The following is a 19,716-nucleotide window of genomic DNA, read 5'->3' on the forward strand; positions in this document are numbered from 1 at the left end:
GAATAGCGTTAGACGTTATCGATTGCAGCGCGGGCTATCCAGACAGCGTTCCTGCAACTATGCTTCGCACACATCTTAATGACTGTTCTCTATGTGCGGCCCAAATGAAAATTGACGATATCGATGCCTTTGTCGAAGTGATTCGTTGCCAGTCCATCAGCCATGCCGCCGAGTCTTTGCAACTGACCCAGCCGGCCATAACCCGCCGTGTGCAGAACTTCGAGCAGGCGCTGGGTGTGGAGTTGTTCGACCGCAACACCAAGCCCCTCAAGCCTACGCTGATCGGCACCCGCGTCTATGAGCAATGCAGGCTGATCCTGCGCGAGATGGATGCCCTGCGCGAGCTGGTCGCCACCGACGCACCGCCCACCGGCCTGCTGCGCCTGGGCGTGCCGCAGACCATCGGCGACGTGGTGCTGCTCGACGCACTCAAGCACCTGCGCACCGAATACCCCGACCTGCGCGCGCAAGTCGCCACCGGCTGGGGCAGCCAACTGGTGGGCAAGATCGAGCGCGGCGAGCTGGATGCCGCAGCAGCGCTGTTCCCGGCCGGCAAAATTTTCCCGGACAACGTGGTGGGCGAGTCGATCGGCAAGATGGAATTGGTGGTGGTGTGTGCCAAGGCACAACTGCCGAAGAAACCCTGCAAGCTGGCGGACGTGTACCAGAGCGGCTGGATCCTCAACCCGGACGGTTGTGGCTTCCGCGCGGGGTTGCAGCGCACTTTGTCGGACCAGGGCCTGGCATTGCGGGTCAACCTGGAAACCTTCGGCACCGAGCTGCAACTGGGCCTGGTGGCGGACGGCCTCGGCCTGGGCCTAGTGCCACGCCCCCTGCTGGAACGCAGCGCACACCGCGAGCAACTGGCGGTGATGCCGCTCAAGGACTTCAAGCCGGTGATGGACCTGTGGCTGATCTACCCGCACTTCCTCGGCAACCTGCAGGGGCCGGTGGATGCGTTCGGCAAGCTGGTCGCAAACTCCCTGCACAAGATCCGCAACGCCGCCTGACACCGCCCGGTGCAGGAGCCCGGCTTGCCGGCGATGAGCCCCTCGAGACCAGGGCATTGCTCAAGGACGCCATCGCCGGCAAGCAGGGCTCCTGCAGGGGCAGATGGTGTCAGTTGGGTTATAAAAAAATATGATAATTAGCTTAGATTAAAATGTGCTTTTTATTATTTTTTTGCATCCCATAGGCTTGCCTGGAAGTCCTTAAGGCCATCCAGGAAGTTTTGCCATGAGCAGCGTCACCTCGATCTCCAGCGTTTCCAACAATGTTCGCCAGCGCGTCACTCCGGAAGAATGGGAAGTGCGCGTCAAACTGGCCGCCGCTTATCGCCTGGCGGCCCTGTACAAGTGGACCGACCACATCTACACGCACTTCTCCGCCCGCGTACCGGGCCCGGAGGAGCATTTCCTGATCAACGCCTTCGGCCTGTTGTTCGATGAAATCAGCGCCTCCAACCTGGTCAAGGTCGACCTCGACGGCACCATCGTCGACGACCCTACCGGCCTGGGCATCAACTACGCCGGCTACGTGATCCACAGCGCCATCCACGGCGCACGCCACGACTTGCAAGCAGTGCTGCACACGCATACCCGCGACGGTATCGCGGTGTCGGCGCAGAAAGACGGCTTGCTGCCGATCTCCCAGCATTCCATCGGTTTCTCCGGGCGCGTGGCTTACCACGGGTATGAAGGCGTGGCGCTGGACCTCGACGAGCGCGAGCGCCTGGTTGCCGACCTGGGTGACAAAAGTGTGATGATCCTGCGCAACCACGGCCTGTTGACCGCCGGGATCAGCGTCGAACACGCCTTCCAGCAACTGCAGGGGCTGGAGCGCGCATGCAATATCCAGATCGCGGCGCAGGCGGCGGGCAACGCAGAGTTGATCTTCCCGCCGGCCGAGGTGGTGGCCAAGGTCGAGAAGCAGGCTGAGGCGTTCAAGGCGGGGGATGGACCGGGGGTGGCGCGGCATTGGAATGCGCTGATCCGGCAGTTGGAACGCACCGATACCGACTACAAGAACTGATCTGCATATAAGCGCCAGCCCCCTGCAGGGGCTGGCTTGCCTGCGCCTACAGGGCGTGTGTTTATGCCACTTGTTGTGCTTGCTCGCGCTCGGCGATCAGCTGGCGGGTGAGCGGGATCAACCGCTTGCCGTAATCGATCGCATCGTTGAGCGGATCGAACCCACGGATCAGGAACGTGGTGATCCCCAAGTCGTAGTAATCCACCAGCGCCTCGGCGACTTGCTCGGCGGTCCCGACCAGTGAGGTCGAGTTCCCCTGGGCCCCGAGCAAGCCGGCAATCCCGGTCCACAAACGCTTGTCCAGGCGCGAGCCCTGTGCTGCCGCTGCCAGCAAGCGGCGCGAGCCCTCGTTCGGTGGTTCGCGGCGCACAAAGCCATTCTTCTCGGCCAGCGCGGTGGCCTGCTGCAGGATGGTCTCGGCACGTGCCCATGCCAATTCCTCGGTCTCGGCCAGGATCGGCCGCAACGACAGGCTGAAGCGGATGGTGCGCCCGTGCTTGGCCGCCTCGGCGCGCACCTGGGTCACGATCTCGCGCACTTGCTCATAGGTTTCGCCCCACAACGCGTACACGTCGGCATGCTTGCCCGCCACTTCAATCGCGGCCTGGGAGGAACCGCCGAAGTACAGCGGGATATGCGGCTGTTGCGGCGACTTCACCGTGGAATACGCGCCTTCGACCTGATAGTAGGTGCCCGTGAAGTCGAACGGTTGCTCGCTGGTCCATTCCTGGCGCACCACGCTCAAGTATTCGTCAGTGCGCGCGTAGCGTTCGTCCTTGCCGATATGGCTGCCGTCGGCGCGCAGTTCGCGGTCATCGCCGCCGGTGATGATATGCAGGGCGGTGCGCCCGCCGTTGAATACGTCGAGAGTGGTGAACTGGCGTGCGGCCAGGGTCGGCTGGGCAAAGCCTGGGCGATGCGCGATCAGAAATTGCAGCTTCTTGGTCACGCTGGCGGCATGCGAGGCGATCAGCGTGCTGTCCGGGCTGTTGGAATGGAAGGCCACCAGGGCGCGGTCGAAGCCGGCCTCTTCGTGGGCGCGGGCCACGGTTTCCACGTAGTCCGGTTGCAGGGTCGGGCCGCTGCGCGGGTGGATCTCGGAAGCGTGGTGGCCGCCGATGTAGCCGATGAATTCAATGCTCATGGTCTGTCCTTGTCGAGTTCGCGGGTTGCACCTCCGCCGGGCAGGGGGTCGGTTATTCGCGTCCAAAGTAGGGGCAGGGAAGGGGCCTGTAAAATGCCGATTGGTTCTAACCTAATTATTAAAAAACAGAATCATAAATTATTTGATGTATCAGTAATTTGCATTTTGATCGCATTAGGTTATTCCCAGAAAGACTTTCACCAGGGTTTTTTATGCGCTTAGCATGGACCCGCAACGGCGCTCCCGGCCGTGACGTTTTGAACAGGAAGGCCAATGACCGAGACGATTTCCCTCACTAAAGCCGAGGGTCAGCTGAAAGCGACCCGTGGCTGGCGGACGCCCGACGCGGTGCTGCGGCTGGTAAGCCCGATCGTGCTGTTGCTGCTCTGGGAGCTGGCCTCGCAGCTGGGCTGGATCCCCACGCGCGTGATCGCCGCGCCTTCGCAGATCGGCGGCACGCTGTGGGCGATGATCGTCTCCGGCGAACTGGGCAAGCACCTGCTGGTGTCGCTGCAACGCGCGTTGTTCGGCTTGAGTATCGGCGTCAGCATCGGCGTGGTGGCGGCCTTGATCACCGGCTTGTCCAAGCGCGGCGAGGTGATCCTCGATTCGCCCATGCAGATGCTGCGCACCATTCCTTCGCTGGCCCTGGTGCCGCTGTTTATCCTGTGGTTCGGCATTGGCGAGTTCACCAAGATCGCGCTGATCGTCACCGGCACCACTTTCCCGGTGTACCTCAACCTGTTCGCCGGCATCCGCAACATCGACCCCAAGTTGATCGAGGCTGCCAACACCCTGGGCCTGAACCGCCGCGAGTTGATCTGGCATGTGATCTTGCCCGGCTCGTTGCCCTCGTTTTTTGTCGGCTTGCGCTATGCCCTGGGCATCTCGTGGCTGGCACTGGTGTTTGTCGAGCAGATCAACACCACCGCCGGCATCGGCTTCCTCGCCAGTGATGCCCGCGATTTCATGCGCACCGATGTGATCGTGATCTGCCTGCTGATCTACAGCGTGCTCGGCCTGTTGATCGACGGCCTGATCCGCACCCTCGAACGTTTCGCCCTGGCCTGGCGCCCATCCTTTGTGAGGAACTGATATGTCGACGATTGAAGCTGCGGTGCAGTTGCGCAATGTGGTGCGCCAATTCGGCCAGCAACGGGTCATCGATGGGCTTGACCTGGACATCGCCCCCGGCGAATTCGTCGCCTTGCTCGGCGCCAGCGGTTCGGGCAAGACCACCTTGCTGCGCAGCCTGGCCGGACTCGACAGTATCGACAGCGGCCAATTGCGGGTGCCCAAGGCGCGGGCGGCGGTGTTCCAGGAGCCGCGCCTGATGCCATGGAAGCGCGCCTGGAAAAACGTGATCCTCGGCCTGCGCATTCCCGAAGCCAAGGCGCGGGCGGTGCAAGCCTTGACGGAAGTCGGCCTGGCCCATCGCCTTGAGGCCTACCCGGCGACCCTCTCCGGCGGCGAAGCCCAGCGCGTGGCCCTGGCCCGTGGACTGGTGCGCGAACCCAAGCTGTTGCTGCTGGACGAACCCTTCGCCGCCCTCGACGCGCTGACCCGGATCAAGATGCACCGCCTGATCATCGAGCTGTGGCGCAAGCACACACCGGCGGTGCTGCTGGTGACTCACGATGTGGACGAAGCGATCCTGCTGGCCGACCGGGTGATCGTGCTGGCCGACGGCAAGATCGCCGAGCAACTGCGCATCGATCTGCCGCGTTCGCGGGACACCGGCCAGGACGGTTTCCAGGCGATCCGGGCGCGCTTGCTGAACCTGCTCGGCGTGGAAGTCGATGCACCGGCGGCGCGTCCGCCGGCGATCAACCTGCGGCGCGTGGCGCATGGGTGAAGGCTGACCGAGCCTAACGTTGTAATTTCGCCTGGCCTGAGGTCTGATGGGCGCCGAAACGGGCACGTCAACGGTTGGGCAATGATGCGAGCAGAACTAGCGCAGTTTGGCGGGATTACCGTGATGATTCCGGCTGCCCTCATCATTGCTGTGTGGCTGCGGTATTCCAGCCCGTGGGCACTGCGGGGGTGGATCGTGACGGTGGGTGTCACGTATTCGATCGTGGCGTTCAGCAAGTTGCTGTTCAAAGGCTGGGGCTTGTCCTTTCAACACGTGGACATTGCCGTACTCAGTGGCCACGCCATGAACACCTGCCTGATGCTGACCGTGGGCTCAAGCCTGCTGGCGCGTCAGTTCAACGCGGCCCTGCGCTGGCCGGCGGCGCTGGTGGGCCTGCTGCTTGGGCTCTGGTTCAGCGCCTACTGTGTCGCCCCCTTTATCCATCCGCTCAATGAAGCCCTGGCCGGTGCGGTGCTGGGTGGCGTCGCGGCGATTGCCTTTCTGTGGCGGATTGAACCCACCGAGGTCAAGGTGTCCCCGGCGTTCATCGGTGCCGGCCTGGCGGTGCTGCTGGTCTGCGCCCTGATGCCCAAATACAACGCCGAACTGTTGCTCAACCGCGTCGCGGTGACGCTGTCAGGGGCCGAGCGTGCTTATCAGGAGCCTGCCTGGCGCCTTCCGCTATTGAAGTGAGTCGGCGGGGTTGAGACGGGTTCCCACAGCTCCTGGAAGATGCGCCGATGAGAACGCACTCAGGCGGGTCACCGTCTTAGCTGTATTTCGCCCTCGATGCACTCCACCAGAAACTCCATCACCACCTTCACCAGCGGCGAGCGGCGCATATCGGGGTACACCGTCAGCCAGATATCGCGCTGCGGACCCTCGGTCGCCGTCGGCAGCCTGACCAATTGCGGGTCGTGATCGCCCACCAGCGTCGGCAGCACCACCACACCCACTGCGGCCCTGGCCGCCATTTGCTGGGTGATCAGCTCGCTGGCGGCAAAGGCAATCTCGCGTGGGCCGCGCAGTTGGTGCATCCATGCCTGTTGGGGCAGGTGGTCGCGGCTGCTGTCGTAGGCGATGAAGGTCCATTGTTCGGTGGGCAGTTGCTGCAACGCCGGCGGGCCGTACAGCCCGAAGCGCACCACGCCGACCTTCCTGCGCACCAGCGCGTCTTCATCGGGACGCAGCGTGCGCAGGGCGATATCTGCTTCACCCTTGTCCAGCGCGGCCAAGTGGGTGGAGGGCATCAGCACCAGGTTCAATTGGGGATATTGGGCACGCAAGCGCGCCACATGCGGGGCTATGCAGTAATTGGCAATGGACGGCGGGCAGCTGACCCGCACCGTGCCAGCCATTTCGATGGACGCCACCCGCGACAGGCGCAGCACCTGGGTCGCCATCTCGTCCATGCCGGCGGCCAGTTCGGCCAGCGCCAGGCCATGGGCGGTGAGAGGGCGGCTGCGCGGCAAGCGGTCGACCAGTTTCACGCCCAGGGCTTTTTCCAGGGCGTCGACCCGACGACCCACCGTGGCGTGCTCCACCTGCAACTCGCGGGCAGCAGCCGACAGCGACTGGCTGCGGGCCAATACGGTGAAGTAATACAGATCCTGCCAATCGAACATCGGGTAATTTCCGCACAGAGGCTGGGACGGTTTGGGGAATATTCCAACGGATTGCGTCCTTTTACCATGGCCGCTTCCCCGTGCACATGGAGTTGTTCCTGTATGAAAGCCATCACTTTGCAAACCTACGGCGGCCCGGATGTCGCGCAACTGCAGCTGGATGTGGCCAAGCCGCAGATACGCGCGGGCCACGTGTTGATCAAGGTGGCCTGCGCCGGGATCAATTTCATGGACATTCACACGCGCCAGGGCAAGTACGCCCAATCAGTCACGTACCCGGTGCGCCTGCCCTGTACGTTGGGCATGGAAGGCGCCGGTGTCGTGGTGGAGGTCGGCGCGGGCGTGCATCACTTGGCCGTGGGCGACCGCGTGGCGTGGTGCATCGCTTGGGGCGCGTATGCCGAATACGCGCTGGTGCCGGTCGACAAGGTTGCGCAGATACCCAGCGCGATCACCTTCGATCAGGCCGCTGCGGCGATGTTCCAGGGGTGCACGGCCCACTACTTGATTGAGGATGTGGCCCGTTTACAGGCGGGCGACACCTGCCTGGTACACGCCGCGTCGGGCAGCATCGGCCAGTTGCTGGTGCAGATGGCCCGGCACGTGGGGGCGACCGTGTTCAGCACGGGCAGCACCGCACAAAAATGCGCGATTGCCCTGCAGCGCGGCGCCCACCAGGCCTGGACCTATGATGACGGCGGCTTTGTCGAGCGTGTCCTGGCAGCCACCGACGGACAGGGCGTGGACGTGGTGTTCGATTCCCTGGGCAAAAGTACCCTGCGTGACAGCTTCCGCGCCTGCCGCACACGTGGACTGATCGTCAATTACGGCAATGTCTCGGGCTCGCTGACCGACCTCGATCCGATTGAGTTGGGCGAGGCTGGCTCGCTGTTCCTGACCCGTCCACGGCTGGCCGACCATATGGCCGACGGTGCGACGGTGCAGCGCCGCGCCAATGCGGTGTTCGCGGCAATGCTCGAAGGGGCGTTGAGCGTGGAGATCGAAGGCCACTACCGCCTGGAAACCGTGCAGCAGGTGCATGCGCGTATCGAGGCTCGGCAACAGATCGGCAAGGCGGTGCTGTGGGTGGACCGCGACTTGGGTTAATGACAGGCGAAAAAAAACCGGCTGATCAGGCCGGTTTGGGGTTCCCGCCAACAGCGCGGGATTATGCGTTGTTGCCTTGCAGACGATCCGCACCGCCTTCAGCCAGGCCACGTTCCTGCAGGCGATCCGCACCGCCTTCCGCCAGGCCGCGTTTCTGCAGGCGATCAGCGCCACCCTCAGCGAAACGGTTGCCTTGCAGGCGGTCCGAGCCACCCTCTGCAACACGGCTTTCGATCAGGCGATCCGCACCGCCTTCAGCGACGACAGGGTGAGCAAATGCGTTTGCAGCGAGTACCGAGAAAGCGAGGCTAAGCAAGATTTGGCGTTTCATGTGAGTGTGCTCCGAGTGTTTTAGTTGGGTTGTTGCCGGTATGGGTTTGATGTTACGCGTTGGATTTTTTAAGAGAACTTCATTGGGCTGATGGTGACTATCGACGCCAGCGATGGCCCGCTTGCGCGGACCTTCGCCGAGCCGGTCATGGCATCTGCGGCAGCTCATTGGGGCGCAGGTCGAACACCAGCACCTCGGCATCCTCGCCGTGGCCCAGGCGGATCTGCCGCTCATCCCGCACGCGGGCGCCGTCGCCTTCCTGCAAGCGCTGGCCGTTGACCTCAACGCTGCCTCGGGCCACATGCACGTACACATGGCGATCTGGCGGCAAGTCCAGGGTGGCGCTTTCGTCAGCGTTGAACAGCCCGGCATACACCCGTGCGTCCTGGCGCACGCTGAGGGAACCGTCGGCGCCGTCCGGCGAAATGATCAACTGCAGGCGTCCGCGTTTCTGCGCCGCGCTGAAATGCTCTTGTTGATAGCGCGGCTCGGCACCGGCCACGGCGGGCACGATCCAGATCTGCAGGAAGTGCACGCCACGGCTCTGGCTGTGGTTGAACTCGCTGTGGGCCACACCGCTGCCGGCGCTCATCAATTGCACATCGCCGGGGCGGATCACCGAGCCGGTACCCAAGGTGTCCTTGTGTTCCAGGGCGCCTTCGAGCACGTAGGAGAAAATCTCCATGTCGCGGTGCGGGTGCTGGCCGAAGCCTTTGCCGGCGGCGACGCGGTCATCGTTGATCACCAGCAGGTCGGAAAAACCTTGCTCGGCGGGGTTCCAGTAGTTGGCGAACGAGAAGGTGTGGAACGACTTCAACCAACCGTGATTGGCGGCGCCGCGTTCCGAAGCTTTGCGAAGGGTCAGCATGGTGGTGTCCTCAAGTGAGCGCGGGCTGCGAGATGCAGGGCGCTGGCGTTGAGAAGAAGGTTACTGGTAACCGTCGGATTCATTAAGGAGATGAATTCTGAATGACTGTCTCCCTGAGGTTGACAGTAATCGACGTGCCATAATGGCTGATGCTTTCCCTTCCTTATAGGTCTCCCGCTTGATGAAAACCGTGTCCATGGCGCTGTTTCCGGACTTCCTCCTGCTCGACATGGCGGGGCCGCTCGAGGTGTTTTCCATCGCCAACCGCTACCTGCCTGCGGCCGACCACTACCAGATACTCACCATCGGCACCGAACCTGGCCCGCTGCGCGCCTCCAATGGGGTGGTGGTGCAGGCCGACCTGCTGCTGGGCCAGGCGCACGCGGCCTACGACCTGCTGCTGGTGCCCGGCGGCCCCGGTGCCTACAACGAATGCCATCCCGCGCTGTTGCCCTGGCTGCAAGAGGCCGCGCCGCGTGCCCGGCGCTTTGGGTCGATCTGTACCGGAGCGTTTGTGCTGGGGCATGCCGGCCTGCTCGATCATCACCGTGTGACCACCCATTGGCACTACACCGAGCGTCTGATCAAGGCCTTCCCCAAGGCCATCGTCGAGACGGACCGCATCTACCTGCAGGACGGGCGATTGATCACCTCTGGTGGGGTCACGGCCGGTATCGACCTGGCGCTGTCGATTGTGGCCCAGGACCACGGCAAGCAGGTCGCGGTGGACGTGGCCAAGGTGCTGCTGGTGGTAATGAAGCGCCAGGGCGGCCAGGCCCAGTTCAGCCCGATGACAGCCGCCGTCGCGCCGCAGGAAACCGCGATCACCCGCGTGCAGCAGCACGTGCTCGACCACCTGGACCAGCCCTTCAGTATCGAGTCGATGGCCACGCTGGCAGGCATGAGTGCGCGCCACTTCGCGCGGCTGTTTGCCAAGGAGGTGCAGATGACGCCCATGGCCTTCCTGCAGGGCGCGCGTATCGACCGCGCGCGCCAGTTGCTGGAGGCCACCGACCTGCCGCTGAAGACCGTGGCCTTCCACGCAGGTTTTGGCAGCGTGCGGCATATGCGTTTTCTGTTCAGTGAAAAGCTCGGTCTCAACCCGACCCAATACCGGCAGCAGTTCAGTTAGCGCCAGGATGTCCGTCTGGTGCACTCGAATGTCCGTGTCGCTCCCCGTGCCAGCATTGTCCTGTCATCGCCAAGTGGCAAGATAGCCACAGGCCCATGGAACAGGACGCGCAAACGCCCAAGGCCGGGTGTTCCAGCGCGATGACAGCGATGAACAACCTTCAGGCGATGGATGCGAACGGCACGGTGCGTTTCGGTGCCTATGCCTTTCACCGGCAACAGCGGCTGCTCAGCAAGGCTGGATGGCCGGTGCCCTTGGGCGGCCGCGCGCTGGATATCCTCGCGGTGCTGCTCGAGGCGCCCGGGCAGTTCATCAGCAAGGCCACGCTGATCGAGCGCGTCTGGCCGTGCAGCGTGGTCGAGGAAAGCAACCTGCGCGTGCACATCGCCGCCTTGCGCCGTGCCCTCGACGGGCAACGCTGCATCCTCAACGATCCCCAGCGCGGCTACTGTTTCATTGCGCCGGTGCACGGCGAGCTGTCGTCGCAGTTGCCCCGGCACAATCTGGCGACGCGGCTCAGCCCGGTGATGGGGCGCGATGAATTACTCGGTGTGCTGGTGCGGCGCCTGTCCGGGCAGCGTCTGATGACCCTCACCGGCTGTGCCGGCGTCGGCAAGAGCACCCTGGCCCTGGCGCTGGCCGAGCGCGTATTGCCACGCTATCGCGCCGGCGTGTGGTGGGTGGACCTCGCCACCGTGCAGGCGCCGACAATGCTGCTACAGCACCTGGCCACAGTGCTGCACCTGGTGCCCACCCGTAGCCCTGTCGAATTATGCCGCCAACTGGCCGGCCGGCAGTTATTGCTGGTGCTCGACGGCGTTGACCCGCTGCTGGGCGCGTGCCGGCATCTCGTGCGCGCGCTGCACGAGCAGGCGCCGCAGGTCAGCGTGCTGATCAGCAGTCGCGAAGCCTTGCACGTGCCCGGCGAATGGGTGCTGCGCGTGCCGCCGCTGGCGGTGCCTGCACCGGCGGTATTGGGCAGCATCGACCACGCGATGGCTTGCCCGGCGGTGCAACTGTTCGTCGCCCGCGTACGTGCCAGTCAGCAGGACTATGATTTGCGCCCCCAGGACCTGGCCCCCCTGCGCGACATCTGCCGACGCCTCGACGGCCTTCCCCTGGCCCTGGAACTGGCGGCCGCCCAGGTCGACGCCTTGGGCGTGCGCGGTTTACAGGCGCAGCTGCGCAGCGGCATACAGACGCTGAGCCGCGGTCGACGCACGGCCGTGGAGCGCCACCAATCGCTGGCCGCTGCCCTGGACTGGAGCTACGAGCGCTTGAGCCTGCCGGAGCGCTGGCTGTTCCTGCAATTGGGCTTGTTCAAAATGGCCGTGACCTTGCCGTCCTTGAGCGTGCTGGTCGCCGGCACCGAGCTGGAACACGCCGACCTTGCCTACCTGCTGGCGCGACTGGTGAGTACCTCGTTGCTGAACGTCGAGCCGGGCCCGGGGCCCGCGCGTTATCGTTTGCTCAACAGCACCCGCAGCTACGCCCTCGCGCAGTTGCGCGATCCGGCGCAGGTGGCACGGTTGCAGCAGGGGTATGGGCATTATCTGGGGGCGTTTTCAGGCCGGACGTTTGTCCTGCAACTCGTCGAGCAGGCGACGTACGCGCAGTAGGTCGCGGGTGGCAAAGCCTTCGGTAAAGCGCTCGTAGACTGAACCGAGCAGATCGCGCGCAGGCTGCAGGCGACCTTGCTGCTGCCAGCGCTGCGCCAATGAGGTCGCGCAACGCAGTTCCCAGGCCAGCGCGCCTTGCTGGTTAGCCAGGCCGAGGGCTTCGAGCAGCAGCGCTTCGGCGGTGCCAGTGTCGGCCATGCCCTCGGCGTGCACGCGGATCACTTCGGCGGCGCACCAGCCGGCTGCCCCCGTGCGGGCGCGCTCGAAGGCTTGCTCATCGACGACACGCGCGCCGAACGTGATCAGGATGTCGTCTATCAGCCCCAGGCCCTGCAGGTCCTGGTGGCCGGGAATCCCGGCGTAGTGTCCCGCCCAGGTCTGGAACAACTGCACCGAATGCTTGTGGGACTGCTCCAGCAGCAGCGTCTGCAGGCGCTGCGCCGCCTCGTCATCGCCGTTGTAGCGGGCGATGACCACGCCGGCCAGGGCCAGGGTGTAGCAGATCGACGTGCCGTGATTGATCTGCAGCGCCAACTCCAGCGCCTGGCTGGCCACGGCCCAGGCGCGCTCGGGAAAACCCTGCAACCACAGGATGCGCGCCAATACCGTCAGTGAGGCGACGCTCTGGTCATATTGCACGCCCAAGCGATAGGCAAAGCGATTCAGCGAGCCGCTGTGCGCCATGCGCTGGATGACCTGTTCGGCCGTGTGCCGGGCGAGTGCCTGGTTGCCGGTATAATGCTGCGCCAGCACGTGCAGGCGCTGGGTACTCAGCTCCAGCAGCGGTTCGGTGCGTGGGTCGAGGTGGTCGAATTGCACGCTCAGTGCCTGTGCCTGGCGATAATGGCCTGCGCACAGGTTGACCGCCATGTGGCCGGAGACCGCGCGCAATTGGCCGGCGAGGTCCTGGCGTTCCTCGGCCAGGCGCCTGGCGCTGGCAAACGCGGCGATGGTCCGCGGTGCGCCGCCCAACGCGTGATAGGACAGGCTGCCCAGGGCCAATTGCAGCTGCATCGTCAATTGCGTGCAGGGCGCACTGGCCTCGGCCATCAGCGCCAGCGCCTTGTCGACATACACCGCATGCTCCCTGACCAGCGACAATTCTTGCCAGAGTGGCATGGCGCTGACCGTCAGGCGGATCGCCAGCAGATGTTCGCCGCCCTCGGCAAGGCCCCAGTCGAGCGCGGCACGCACGTCCTCGCGCAGCGGCGCGTAGCGGTCGAGCCACGGTTGGGTCGCGATCAACTCCCAGTCGTCCTGCGCTTGCTCCATCAGCGTCAGGCAGCGCACCGCATGGCGCTCGCGCGTGGCGTGCAGCTCGTTGGCGAGGCTGAGCTTTTCCAGGGCGTAGGTACGGGTGATGTCCAGCAGGCGATAGACCATCTCGTCATCGCCCGGCTCCACATTGAGCAATGATTTGGCCACCAGTTGGGTGATCGAGCCCAGCACCTCGGCCGGTGCAATCTGCTCGCCGGCAATCACCGCCGCCGCGCTGGCCAGGCTGAAACCGCCACGGAACACCGCGAGGCGACGCAGGCACACCTGCTCGCACGCGGTCAGCAGGTCGAAGCTCCAATCCAGCGTGGCGCGCAAGGTCTGATGACGAGGCAGGGCGCTGCGCCGGCCACGGGTCAGCAGGCGGAAGTTGTCTTCCATCTGCACCCGCAGGCGCGGCAGGCCGAAGCGTTCGATCTGCGCCGCCACCAACTCGATTGCCAGCGGGATGCCGTCGAGGCGCTGGCAAATATCAATCGCCAACGGCAGTTCGGCTTCGCTCAGCTCAAAGCGGTCCTGGTGCGACATGGCCCGCTCGATCAGCAATTGCAGGGCCGGGTAGCCCATGGCCTGGGCGCGATTGCCGGTGGCGGGCGGGCAGGCCAGGGGGTCGAGGCGTTGCACCGACTCGCCCTCGGCGCGCAGGGCTTCGCGGCTGGTGGCCAGGATGTGCATCCGGGGCGCATGGCGCAGCAGGCTTTCGCTGATCAGCGCGATGTCGTCCAGCAGGTGCTCGCAATTGTCGATCACCAGCAGCCACTGGCGTTCCTGCAGGCGGCGCGCGAAGGTATCCAGGGGTTCATGCTCGACGTGTGTGAGTCCGAGCAGGGCGGCGAGGTTGGGCAGGATCAGTGCCGGTGCGCTGAGGGGCGCCAGGTCCAGCAGGTGGATGCCGTCGCGGTAATGTCCGATCAGCAGTTCGGCCACGCGCAGTGCGACGGTGGTCTTGCCGATGCCGCCGGCGCCGGTCAGGGTGATAAAGCGCTGTTGCGGCAGCTGTTGCACCAGGCGGTCGATCAAGGCCTGGCGGCCGATCACGCGAGTGCGCCGCAGTGGCAGGTTATGGCCCTGGGCTTGCGGGGTGCCATCAGCCGGAAAGGTCATCGGTTCGATGCTCAGTGGCGCAACAAAACTGTAACCACGCTGGGCCACCGTGACGATATAGCGCTGCCCGGCCTGGCCGTCGCCCAATGCCTTGCGCAACGCGGCCATGTGCACCCGCAGGTTGCCGTCTTCCACCACGCTGTGCGGCCAGACCCGGGCGATCAAGGCCTGCTTGCTCACCACGTTGCCGGCCTGCTCCAGCAGGATCAGCAGGATATCCAGCGCACGCCGGCCCAGGCGCAGTGGTTGGCCGGCCTCCAGCACCAGGCGTTGGCGCGGATGGACGCGGTAGGGGCCGAAATGCACGGCCTGGTCGCTGAGGTCGCTCATGGCGCGCCATGCTCGGAAAGAGGAGAGCGGCCAGCATAGGCCAGGTGCGCCGCCACCACTAGGCCGCGATCACGTCGGGCTTGTGACGCAATTGGTGATTTCGCCAGGTCATCGGGTTGACGCCTTCGCTGCGGGTGAACATATGGCAGAAATGCGCCTGGTCGCAGAAGCCGCATTCGAGGCTGATCTGCGTCAGGCTCAGGGCGGAACCGGTGATCAGTTCCTTGGCCCGCTGGATGCGCTGCTGGCGAATCCATTCCTGCGGCGACAGCCCGGTGGTGCACTTGAACGCGCGGGAGAAATGGCTGCGTGACAGCGCGCAGGCCTGGGCCAGGTCGGCAATCGCCAGGCTTTCGCCGAGGTTGGCGAGGATCAATTGCTTGGCAATGCGCTCGCGCCGGGGGCAGAGGCCGCCGGTCGCGGGCAAGCGGGGAGCACAGTACTCAAGTCGGGCCATGACAGATATCCGCAGTCGATGGGAGCGTTCCCGGTGAATGGATGCAGTGTAGACCGCTGCATTCTTGGCGCCGGACCGTCTGGCTGACGAGTTAATCGTTGTTAATTTTGCCAGCTCAGGCGGCAAAAACCGGCGGAAAAGACAGCACAGCCATGCAATACCCCGGGTGGCTTGCGTGCTTATCTGTGGGCTTTTCAGCCGTTTGGATTGCCCCATGAACCGCAACGACCTGCGCCGCGTCGACATGAACCTCTTGGTGATTTTCGAAGCACTGATGTTCGAGAAGAACCTGACCCGCGTCGCCGAAAAGCTCTTCATGGGCCAACCGGCGGTCAGCGCGGCACTTGGGCGCCTGCGCGACCTGTTCGACGACCCGTTGCTGCTGCGCAACGGCCGGGGCATGGAACCCACGCCACGGGCGCTGGCGATACTCAAGGAGCTGCAACCGGCCATGGACACTATTTCCGGCGCGGTCAGCCGCGCCAAGGATTTCGACCCTTCCACCAGTTGCGCGGTGTTTCGCATCGGCCTCTCCGACGACGCCGAGTTCGGCCTGTTCCCGCCGTTGCTCAGCCAACTGCGCGAAGAGGCGCCGGGCATCATCGTGGTGGTGCGTCGCGCCAACTACCTGTTGATGTCGTCGCTGCTGGCCAGTGGCGAGATCACGGTGGGGGTGAGCTACACCACTGAATTGCCGGCGAATGCCAAGCGCAAGAAGCTGCGCGATATTCCCTGCAAGGTGCTGCGCGGCGACGCCGGCGTGGCACCGCTGACCCTCGACGACTACTGCGAGCGGCCCCACGCGATGGTGTCGTTCTCGGGGGATTTGAGCGGCAACATTGACCTGGACCTGGCGCGTATCGGCCGGGCCCGCCGGGTGGTGCTGGCGGTGCCGCAGTTCAGTGGGTTGCGCGCGCTGTTGGCGGGCACGCAGATCATCGCGACAGTGCCGGATTACGCGGCCTGCGCGTTGACCGAGGGCACGTCGCTGCGGGCCGAGGACCCGCCGTTTGCGATAGAGGCAGCGGAGCTGTCGATGGTGTGGAGCGGGGTGCATGACAATGACCCGGCGGAGCGGTGGTTGCGGGCGAGAATTTCGGAGCACATGGCGGGGGCTTGATTGAGGAGGTGGGCCCAGCCCACCAGCAATTGGTCACCCATTCTTCCCTGGAATTGGATATTCCTCCCACCACCTCCGGTCACTAACCTAGCCATCAACCCCCACCGTTCCGGAGAACCACCATGCAAGCGCGTACCGATTTCTACACCGCCTCCCCAGACGCCATGAAAGCCATGCTCGCCCTGGAAACCGCTGTCGGCAAACTGTCCATCGAGTTGCCCCTGCTGGAACTGATCCGCCTGCGCGTTTCGCAGATCAATGGCTGTGCCTTCTGCCTCGACATGCACACCGCCGATGCCCGCAAGGGCGGTGAGACCGAGCGTCGCCTGTACACCGTATCGGCCTGGCGTGAAACGCCGTTCTTCACCCCGCGTGAGCGCGCCGCACTGGCCTGGGCCGAAAGCCTGACCCTGCTGAGCCAGACCCACGCGCCGGATGAAGACTTCAATGCACTCGCCGCCGAGTTCAGCGCCCAGGAGCAGGTCGACCTGAGCGTGGCCATCGCCACCATCAACAGCTGGAACCGCCTCGCGGTGGGTTTTCGCAAGATGCCCAAGTAAGCCTTAGAAATTCACCGAAGCACTCAGGCGCGCCGTCAGTGGCGCGCCCTGGAACAGATAGTCATCGCCCATGTACTCGCCCGCGTCGCGCCAGTAGCGCTTGTCGAACAGGTTGTCGACGCTCAGGCGAAACACCGTCTCGTAGCCGTCGACCTTGGTGGTGTAGCGGCTGCCGACATTGACCACCGCATAATCCCCGACCTCCACATTCCCGGTACGGTTCGCGTACTTCTTGGCGCTGTAGTGCACGCCGCCGAGCACGGCCAATCCATTCACCCACGGCAACGCATAGTCGGCGTACACACTGGCGCGCAGCTTGGGTACGTTGATCGCCTGGTGGTCTTCGTATTCCGGCGTACCGCTGCCGGTCACCCGCGCGCGAATCGCCGCCACACTGGTCGCGATCTGCAAACGGTCGGTGGCCCAGCCGTTGGCCGACAACTCCAGCCCGGTGTTCTTCTGCTCGCCCTGTTGCACATAGATGAACTGATCGGCGCCTTCCGGCTTGGCGTACTGGTAGGCCTGGCGCGTCTGGAATACGGCAGCGGCGAAGCTGATGCGGCGCCAGTCGTATTTCACCCCGGCTTCGATCTGGCGCGAAACGGTCGGCGCGAGGGTTTCACCGTCGTTGGTGGTTGTCCACGGCGCCTGGCCGCCCAGTGACAGGCCTTTGCTGTAACTGGTGTAGAGCGAGATGTTTTCGACCGGCTTGTAGATCAACGAAGCCTGCGGCAGGAACACGTATTGCTGGGTGTGGCGAATCTGGTTGCCAGTGGTCCCGTCGAAGGCTTTTTCATCCAGGCGCACTTCACGGCCGCCGAGGATGGTTTGCCATTGCTCGTTGAAGCGGATGCGGTCGGTGACGAACAGACCGTACTGGCGGCTGTCGAGGTTGCGATGGCTGTCGTTCAACGGTTTGTTGGTGGGGGGAAACGTCGGTGCATCATCGTCGATATTGGTCGTGCCGATGTATTCATTGACCGACTCGCGCTTGTCGACCACCCGGCGAAAGGCGCTGGTGCCGAAAGTCAGTTCATGGCCCAGGCTGCCCGTGTCGAACAGCCCGGTCATGGCCGCCTGCACTTCGTCGTCGCGGCGGGTGTCGTCGGGGCTGCGGTAGTCGTAGACGTCGTAGTCGCCAGTGGGGCTGAAGAAGGCGGTGCCGCAATCGGTCACGTAGAAGCAGCCATAGGCAAACGAACTGTAGTCATCGATCACCACTTTGCTGCGCGCCGCGCTGAGGTTGCCTTTCCACTGATCGCTGAAGCGGTATTCGAACTTGCCGTTGAGGTTCAGTGGGTGGATGCCCACCTGCTTGGAACCGCTCTGGTGCCCGAGCAATCTTTTCGGTGACGCGCCGTGTGGCACTTCGGTGCCGCCCAGCAATTGGTAGCCGGGCACCGAGCGTTGCTGCTTGTCCTGGTATTCCGCATCCAGCTGCAGCACGGCGTCGGGGCTGATGTTCCAGTCAAAGGCCAGGGACACGAAATCGCGCTGGCCATTGGCGTGTTCCACATAGGAATTGAGGTCTTCATGGGCGACGTTGGCACGCAGGCCGAATTGCTGCTCGCTGCCGAACCAGCCGCCGACATCGGTAGCGATATAACCGCTGCCGCGATCATCGGTGGATACCGTCACCTGGCGCACATCCTCCGGGCGCTTGGTCACGTAGTTGATCACGCCGCTGGGCTCGGAGATACCGCTTTGCAGGCCCGCCAGGCCCTTGAGCACCTCCACCTGCTGCTTGTTTTCCAGGGCGACGTTCTGCTCGCCGGTGATGGTGCGCCCGTTGATCTTGTAGCTGCTGGCAGCATTCAGCGAGAAGCCGCGCACCACAAAGTTTTCGTAGTAGCCGATGGGCGCATAGCTGTCGCCGACCGAGGCATCGTTGCGCAGCACTTCACTGAGCAGGCGCGCCTGCTGGTCCTTGATCATCGCGGCGTTGATCACCGTGATCGAGGCGGGAGTGTCCAGCAGCGGCGCCTCGTCGAAGCCCCCGACCGAGGCGGTTTCAGCGCGATAGCCGGACTCATCCTGGCCCTGGACCTGCACCGCTGGCAGCTCCAGCTCTGCCGCCAGACTGTGACCGATGCCGCCACTGAGCAGCAGGCCGAGGGCAAAACGTGAAGTGACGACGGGACGAAAACGCAAAACCATGGGGGCAGGGCCTTAAAGCGCAGGGCGGGGGGCGCATAAGCTAGGCATAAGTGCGTGCTTTTACAAGTTTTCGAGAATGATTCGCACACTGAGACATCCCGTCTCAGCCCCCACGCCAATCGCTGCGCGCCTCGACAGCCGCCCCGGCGACCTGCGATAGACAAGGCTTCTCTCATCATTGCAGGAGATCGTCATGGGGATTGCTGGAAAAATCGCGCTGGTCACCGGCGCCGGGCAGGGCATTGGCCGGGCCATCGCCCTGCGTCTGGCACAGGACGGTGCCGACATCGCCCTGGTGGACATCAATGGCGCCAAGCTCGAAGCCGTGGCCGCCGAGGTGGTCGCCCTGGGACGCAAGGCCTCGGTGTTTGTCGCCGACGTGTCCAAGCGCGAACAGGTGGTGGCCGCCGTCGAACATGCGCACCAGACCCTGGGTGGCTTCGACATCATCGTCAACAACGCCGGGGTGGCGCAGATCGATTCGCTGCTGGACGTCAGCCCGGAACAGGTCGAACGCACGCTGGGCATCAACGTGCAGGGCGTATTGTGGGGAATCCAGGCCGCCGGCAAGAAATTCAAGGCGCTCAATCAGAAAGGCAAGATCATCAACGCGTGCTCCATCGCCGGCCATGAAGGCTTCGCGCTGCTCGGGGTGTACTCGGCGACCAAGTTTGCCGTGCGCGCCTTGACCCAGGCGGCTGCCAAGGAATTGGCCAGCGCCGGGATCACGGTCAATGCGTACTGCCCGGGCGTGGTGGGCACCGATATGTGGGTCGAGATCGACAAGCGCATGGCCGAGATTACCGGCGCTGACGTCGGCGCGACGTACAAGAAGTACGTGGAGGGCATTGCCCTGGGCCGCGCGGAAACGCCGGAAGACGTTGCCGGGCTGGTGGCCTTCCTGGCCGGGCCGGATTCGGACTACATGACCGGCCAAGCCCCGTTGATCGACGGCGGACTCGTCTACCGCTGACGTCCTTGGCTGACGCGGTCAAAAATGT

Annotated in this window: 17 protein-coding genes and 1 pseudogene; 11 read left to right on the forward strand and 7 right to left on the reverse strand. The window is 64.1% G+C overall.

Annotated features, from left to right (window positions below; all coding sequences use genetic code 11):
- The first annotated feature begins 104 nt into the window (after positions 1-104).
- Both NTD80_RS17210 and NTD80_RS17215 read left to right on the forward strand, forming a co-directional pair.
- Positions 105-1,010 carry a LysR family transcriptional regulator gene (locus NTD80_RS17210; RefSeq protein WP_065906163.1) on the forward strand — a complete coding sequence of 302 codons (906 nt, stop codon included), beginning with the start codon at positions 105-107 and terminating at the stop codon, positions 1,008-1,010.
- 226 nt (positions 1,011-1,236) lie between these two features.
- Positions 1,237-2,031: a class II aldolase/adducin family protein gene (locus NTD80_RS17215; protein WP_065906167.1), complete on the forward strand. Its 795-nt coding sequence runs from the start codon at positions 1,237-1,239 to the stop codon at positions 2,029-2,031.
- 61 nt (positions 2,032-2,092) lie between these two features.
- Here the strand turns inward: NTD80_RS17215 and NTD80_RS17220 are convergent, their stop codons facing one another.
- Positions 2,093-3,175: an LLM class flavin-dependent oxidoreductase gene (locus NTD80_RS17220; RefSeq protein WP_262134404.1), complete on the reverse strand. Its 1,083-nt coding sequence runs from the start codon at positions 3,173-3,175 to the stop codon at positions 2,093-2,095.
- A 330-nt stretch (positions 3,176-3,505) separates the two neighbouring features.
- On the opposite strand from NTD80_RS17220, the pseudogene NTD80_RS17225 reads away from it, so the two are divergent.
- The 3 genes and pseudogenes from NTD80_RS17225 to NTD80_RS17235 all read left to right on the forward strand — a co-directional run.
- Positions 3,506-4,270 (forward strand): annotated as a pseudogene (locus NTD80_RS17225) (ABC transporter permease); the annotation flags it as partial.
- A gap of 1 nt (position 4,271) precedes the next feature.
- On the forward strand, positions 4,272-5,030 hold the full coding sequence (locus NTD80_RS17230) for an ABC transporter ATP-binding protein (protein ID WP_065906173.1): 759 nt from the start codon (positions 4,272-4,274) through the stop codon (positions 5,028-5,030).
- 81 nt (positions 5,031-5,111) lie between these two features.
- A complete protein-coding gene (locus tag NTD80_RS17235; RefSeq protein ID WP_262134405.1) occupies positions 5,112-5,723 on the forward strand; it encodes a hypothetical protein in 612 nt (203 codons plus the stop codon).
- Between the two features lie 68 nt (positions 5,724-5,791).
- On the opposite strand, the gene NTD80_RS17240 is transcribed toward NTD80_RS17235, so the two are convergent.
- Entirely contained in the window at positions 5,792-6,655 is an 864-nt protein-coding gene (locus tag NTD80_RS17240) for a LysR family transcriptional regulator (RefSeq protein ID WP_262134406.1), read from the reverse strand.
- Between the two features lie 102 nt (positions 6,656-6,757).
- Between NTD80_RS17240 and NTD80_RS17245 the strand changes: the two genes are divergently transcribed.
- The gene (locus NTD80_RS17245) at positions 6,758-7,762 is read left to right on the forward strand and encodes a quinone oxidoreductase family protein (RefSeq protein ID WP_262134407.1); all 1,005 of its coding nucleotides are present in this window, start codon (positions 6,758-6,760) and stop codon (positions 7,760-7,762) included.
- A 61-nt stretch (positions 7,763-7,823) separates the two neighbouring features.
- On the opposite strand, the gene NTD80_RS17250 is transcribed toward NTD80_RS17245, so the two are convergent.
- A complete protein-coding gene (locus NTD80_RS17250; protein WP_262134408.1) occupies positions 7,824-8,093 on the reverse strand; it encodes a hypothetical protein in 270 nt (89 codons plus the stop codon).
- Positions 8,094-8,238: 145 nt separating this feature from the next.
- Positions 8,239-8,961 (reverse strand): pirin family protein, encoded by a 723-nt coding sequence (locus tag NTD80_RS17255; protein ID WP_065906226.1) that lies wholly within the window; start codon positions 8,959-8,961, stop codon positions 8,239-8,241.
- A gap of 181 nt (positions 8,962-9,142) precedes the next feature.
- Here NTD80_RS17255 and NTD80_RS17260 point away from each other — a divergent pair, with 181 nt between their 5' ends.
- Together NTD80_RS17260 and NTD80_RS17265 are read left to right on the forward strand one after the other, a co-directional pair.
- Positions 9,143-10,093 carry a GlxA family transcriptional regulator gene (locus NTD80_RS17260; protein ID WP_262134409.1) on the forward strand — a complete coding sequence of 317 codons (951 nt, stop codon included), beginning with the start codon at positions 9,143-9,145 and terminating at the stop codon, positions 10,091-10,093.
- 95 nt (positions 10,094-10,188) lie between these two features.
- Entirely contained in the window at positions 10,189-11,712 is a 1,524-nt protein-coding gene (locus NTD80_RS17265; protein ID WP_262134410.1) for a helix-turn-helix transcriptional regulator, read from the forward strand.
- Here NTD80_RS17265 and NTD80_RS17270 read toward each other — a convergent pair.
- Entirely contained in the window at positions 11,659-14,421 is a 2,763-nt protein-coding gene (locus tag NTD80_RS17270) for an ATP-binding protein (protein WP_262134411.1), read from the reverse strand. The genes NTD80_RS17265 and NTD80_RS17270 overlap by 54 nt on opposite strands.
- Positions 14,422-14,479: 58 nt before the next feature.
- Entirely contained in the window at positions 14,480-14,878 is a 399-nt protein-coding gene (locus NTD80_RS17275; protein WP_065906233.1) for a helix-turn-helix domain-containing protein, read from the reverse strand.
- Positions 14,879-15,092: 214 nt separating this feature from the next.
- On the opposite strand from NTD80_RS17275, the gene NTD80_RS17280 reads away from it, so the two are divergent.
- The gene (locus NTD80_RS17280) at positions 15,093-15,998 is read left to right on the forward strand and encodes a LysR family transcriptional regulator (RefSeq protein WP_106804244.1); all 906 of its coding nucleotides are present in this window, start codon (positions 15,093-15,095) and stop codon (positions 15,996-15,998) included.
- A 122-nt stretch (positions 15,999-16,120) separates the two neighbouring features.
- Positions 16,121-16,558: a carboxymuconolactone decarboxylase family protein gene (locus NTD80_RS17285; RefSeq protein WP_262134412.1), complete on the forward strand. Its 438-nt coding sequence runs from the start codon at positions 16,121-16,123 to the stop codon at positions 16,556-16,558.
- Between the two features lie 3 nt (positions 16,559-16,561).
- Here NTD80_RS17285 and NTD80_RS17290 read toward each other — a convergent pair whose 3' ends face one another.
- Positions 16,562-18,715, reverse strand: a complete 2,154-nt coding sequence (locus tag NTD80_RS17290) for a TonB-dependent siderophore receptor (protein ID WP_262134413.1) — start codon at positions 18,713-18,715, stop codon at positions 16,562-16,564.
- Between the two features lie 193 nt (positions 18,716-18,908).
- On the opposite strand from NTD80_RS17290, the gene NTD80_RS17295 reads away from it, so the two are divergent.
- A complete protein-coding gene (locus NTD80_RS17295) occupies positions 18,909-19,688 on the forward strand; it encodes an acetoin reductase (RefSeq protein ID WP_262134414.1) in 780 nt (259 codons plus the stop codon).
- Positions 19,689-19,716: the final 28 nt, after the last annotated feature.

This window comes from Pseudomonas sp. 13B_2.1_Bac1, assembly GCF_025466155.1.
Taxonomy (GTDB): domain Bacteria; phylum Pseudomonadota; class Gammaproteobacteria; order Pseudomonadales; family Pseudomonadaceae; genus Aquipseudomonas; species Aquipseudomonas aylmerensis.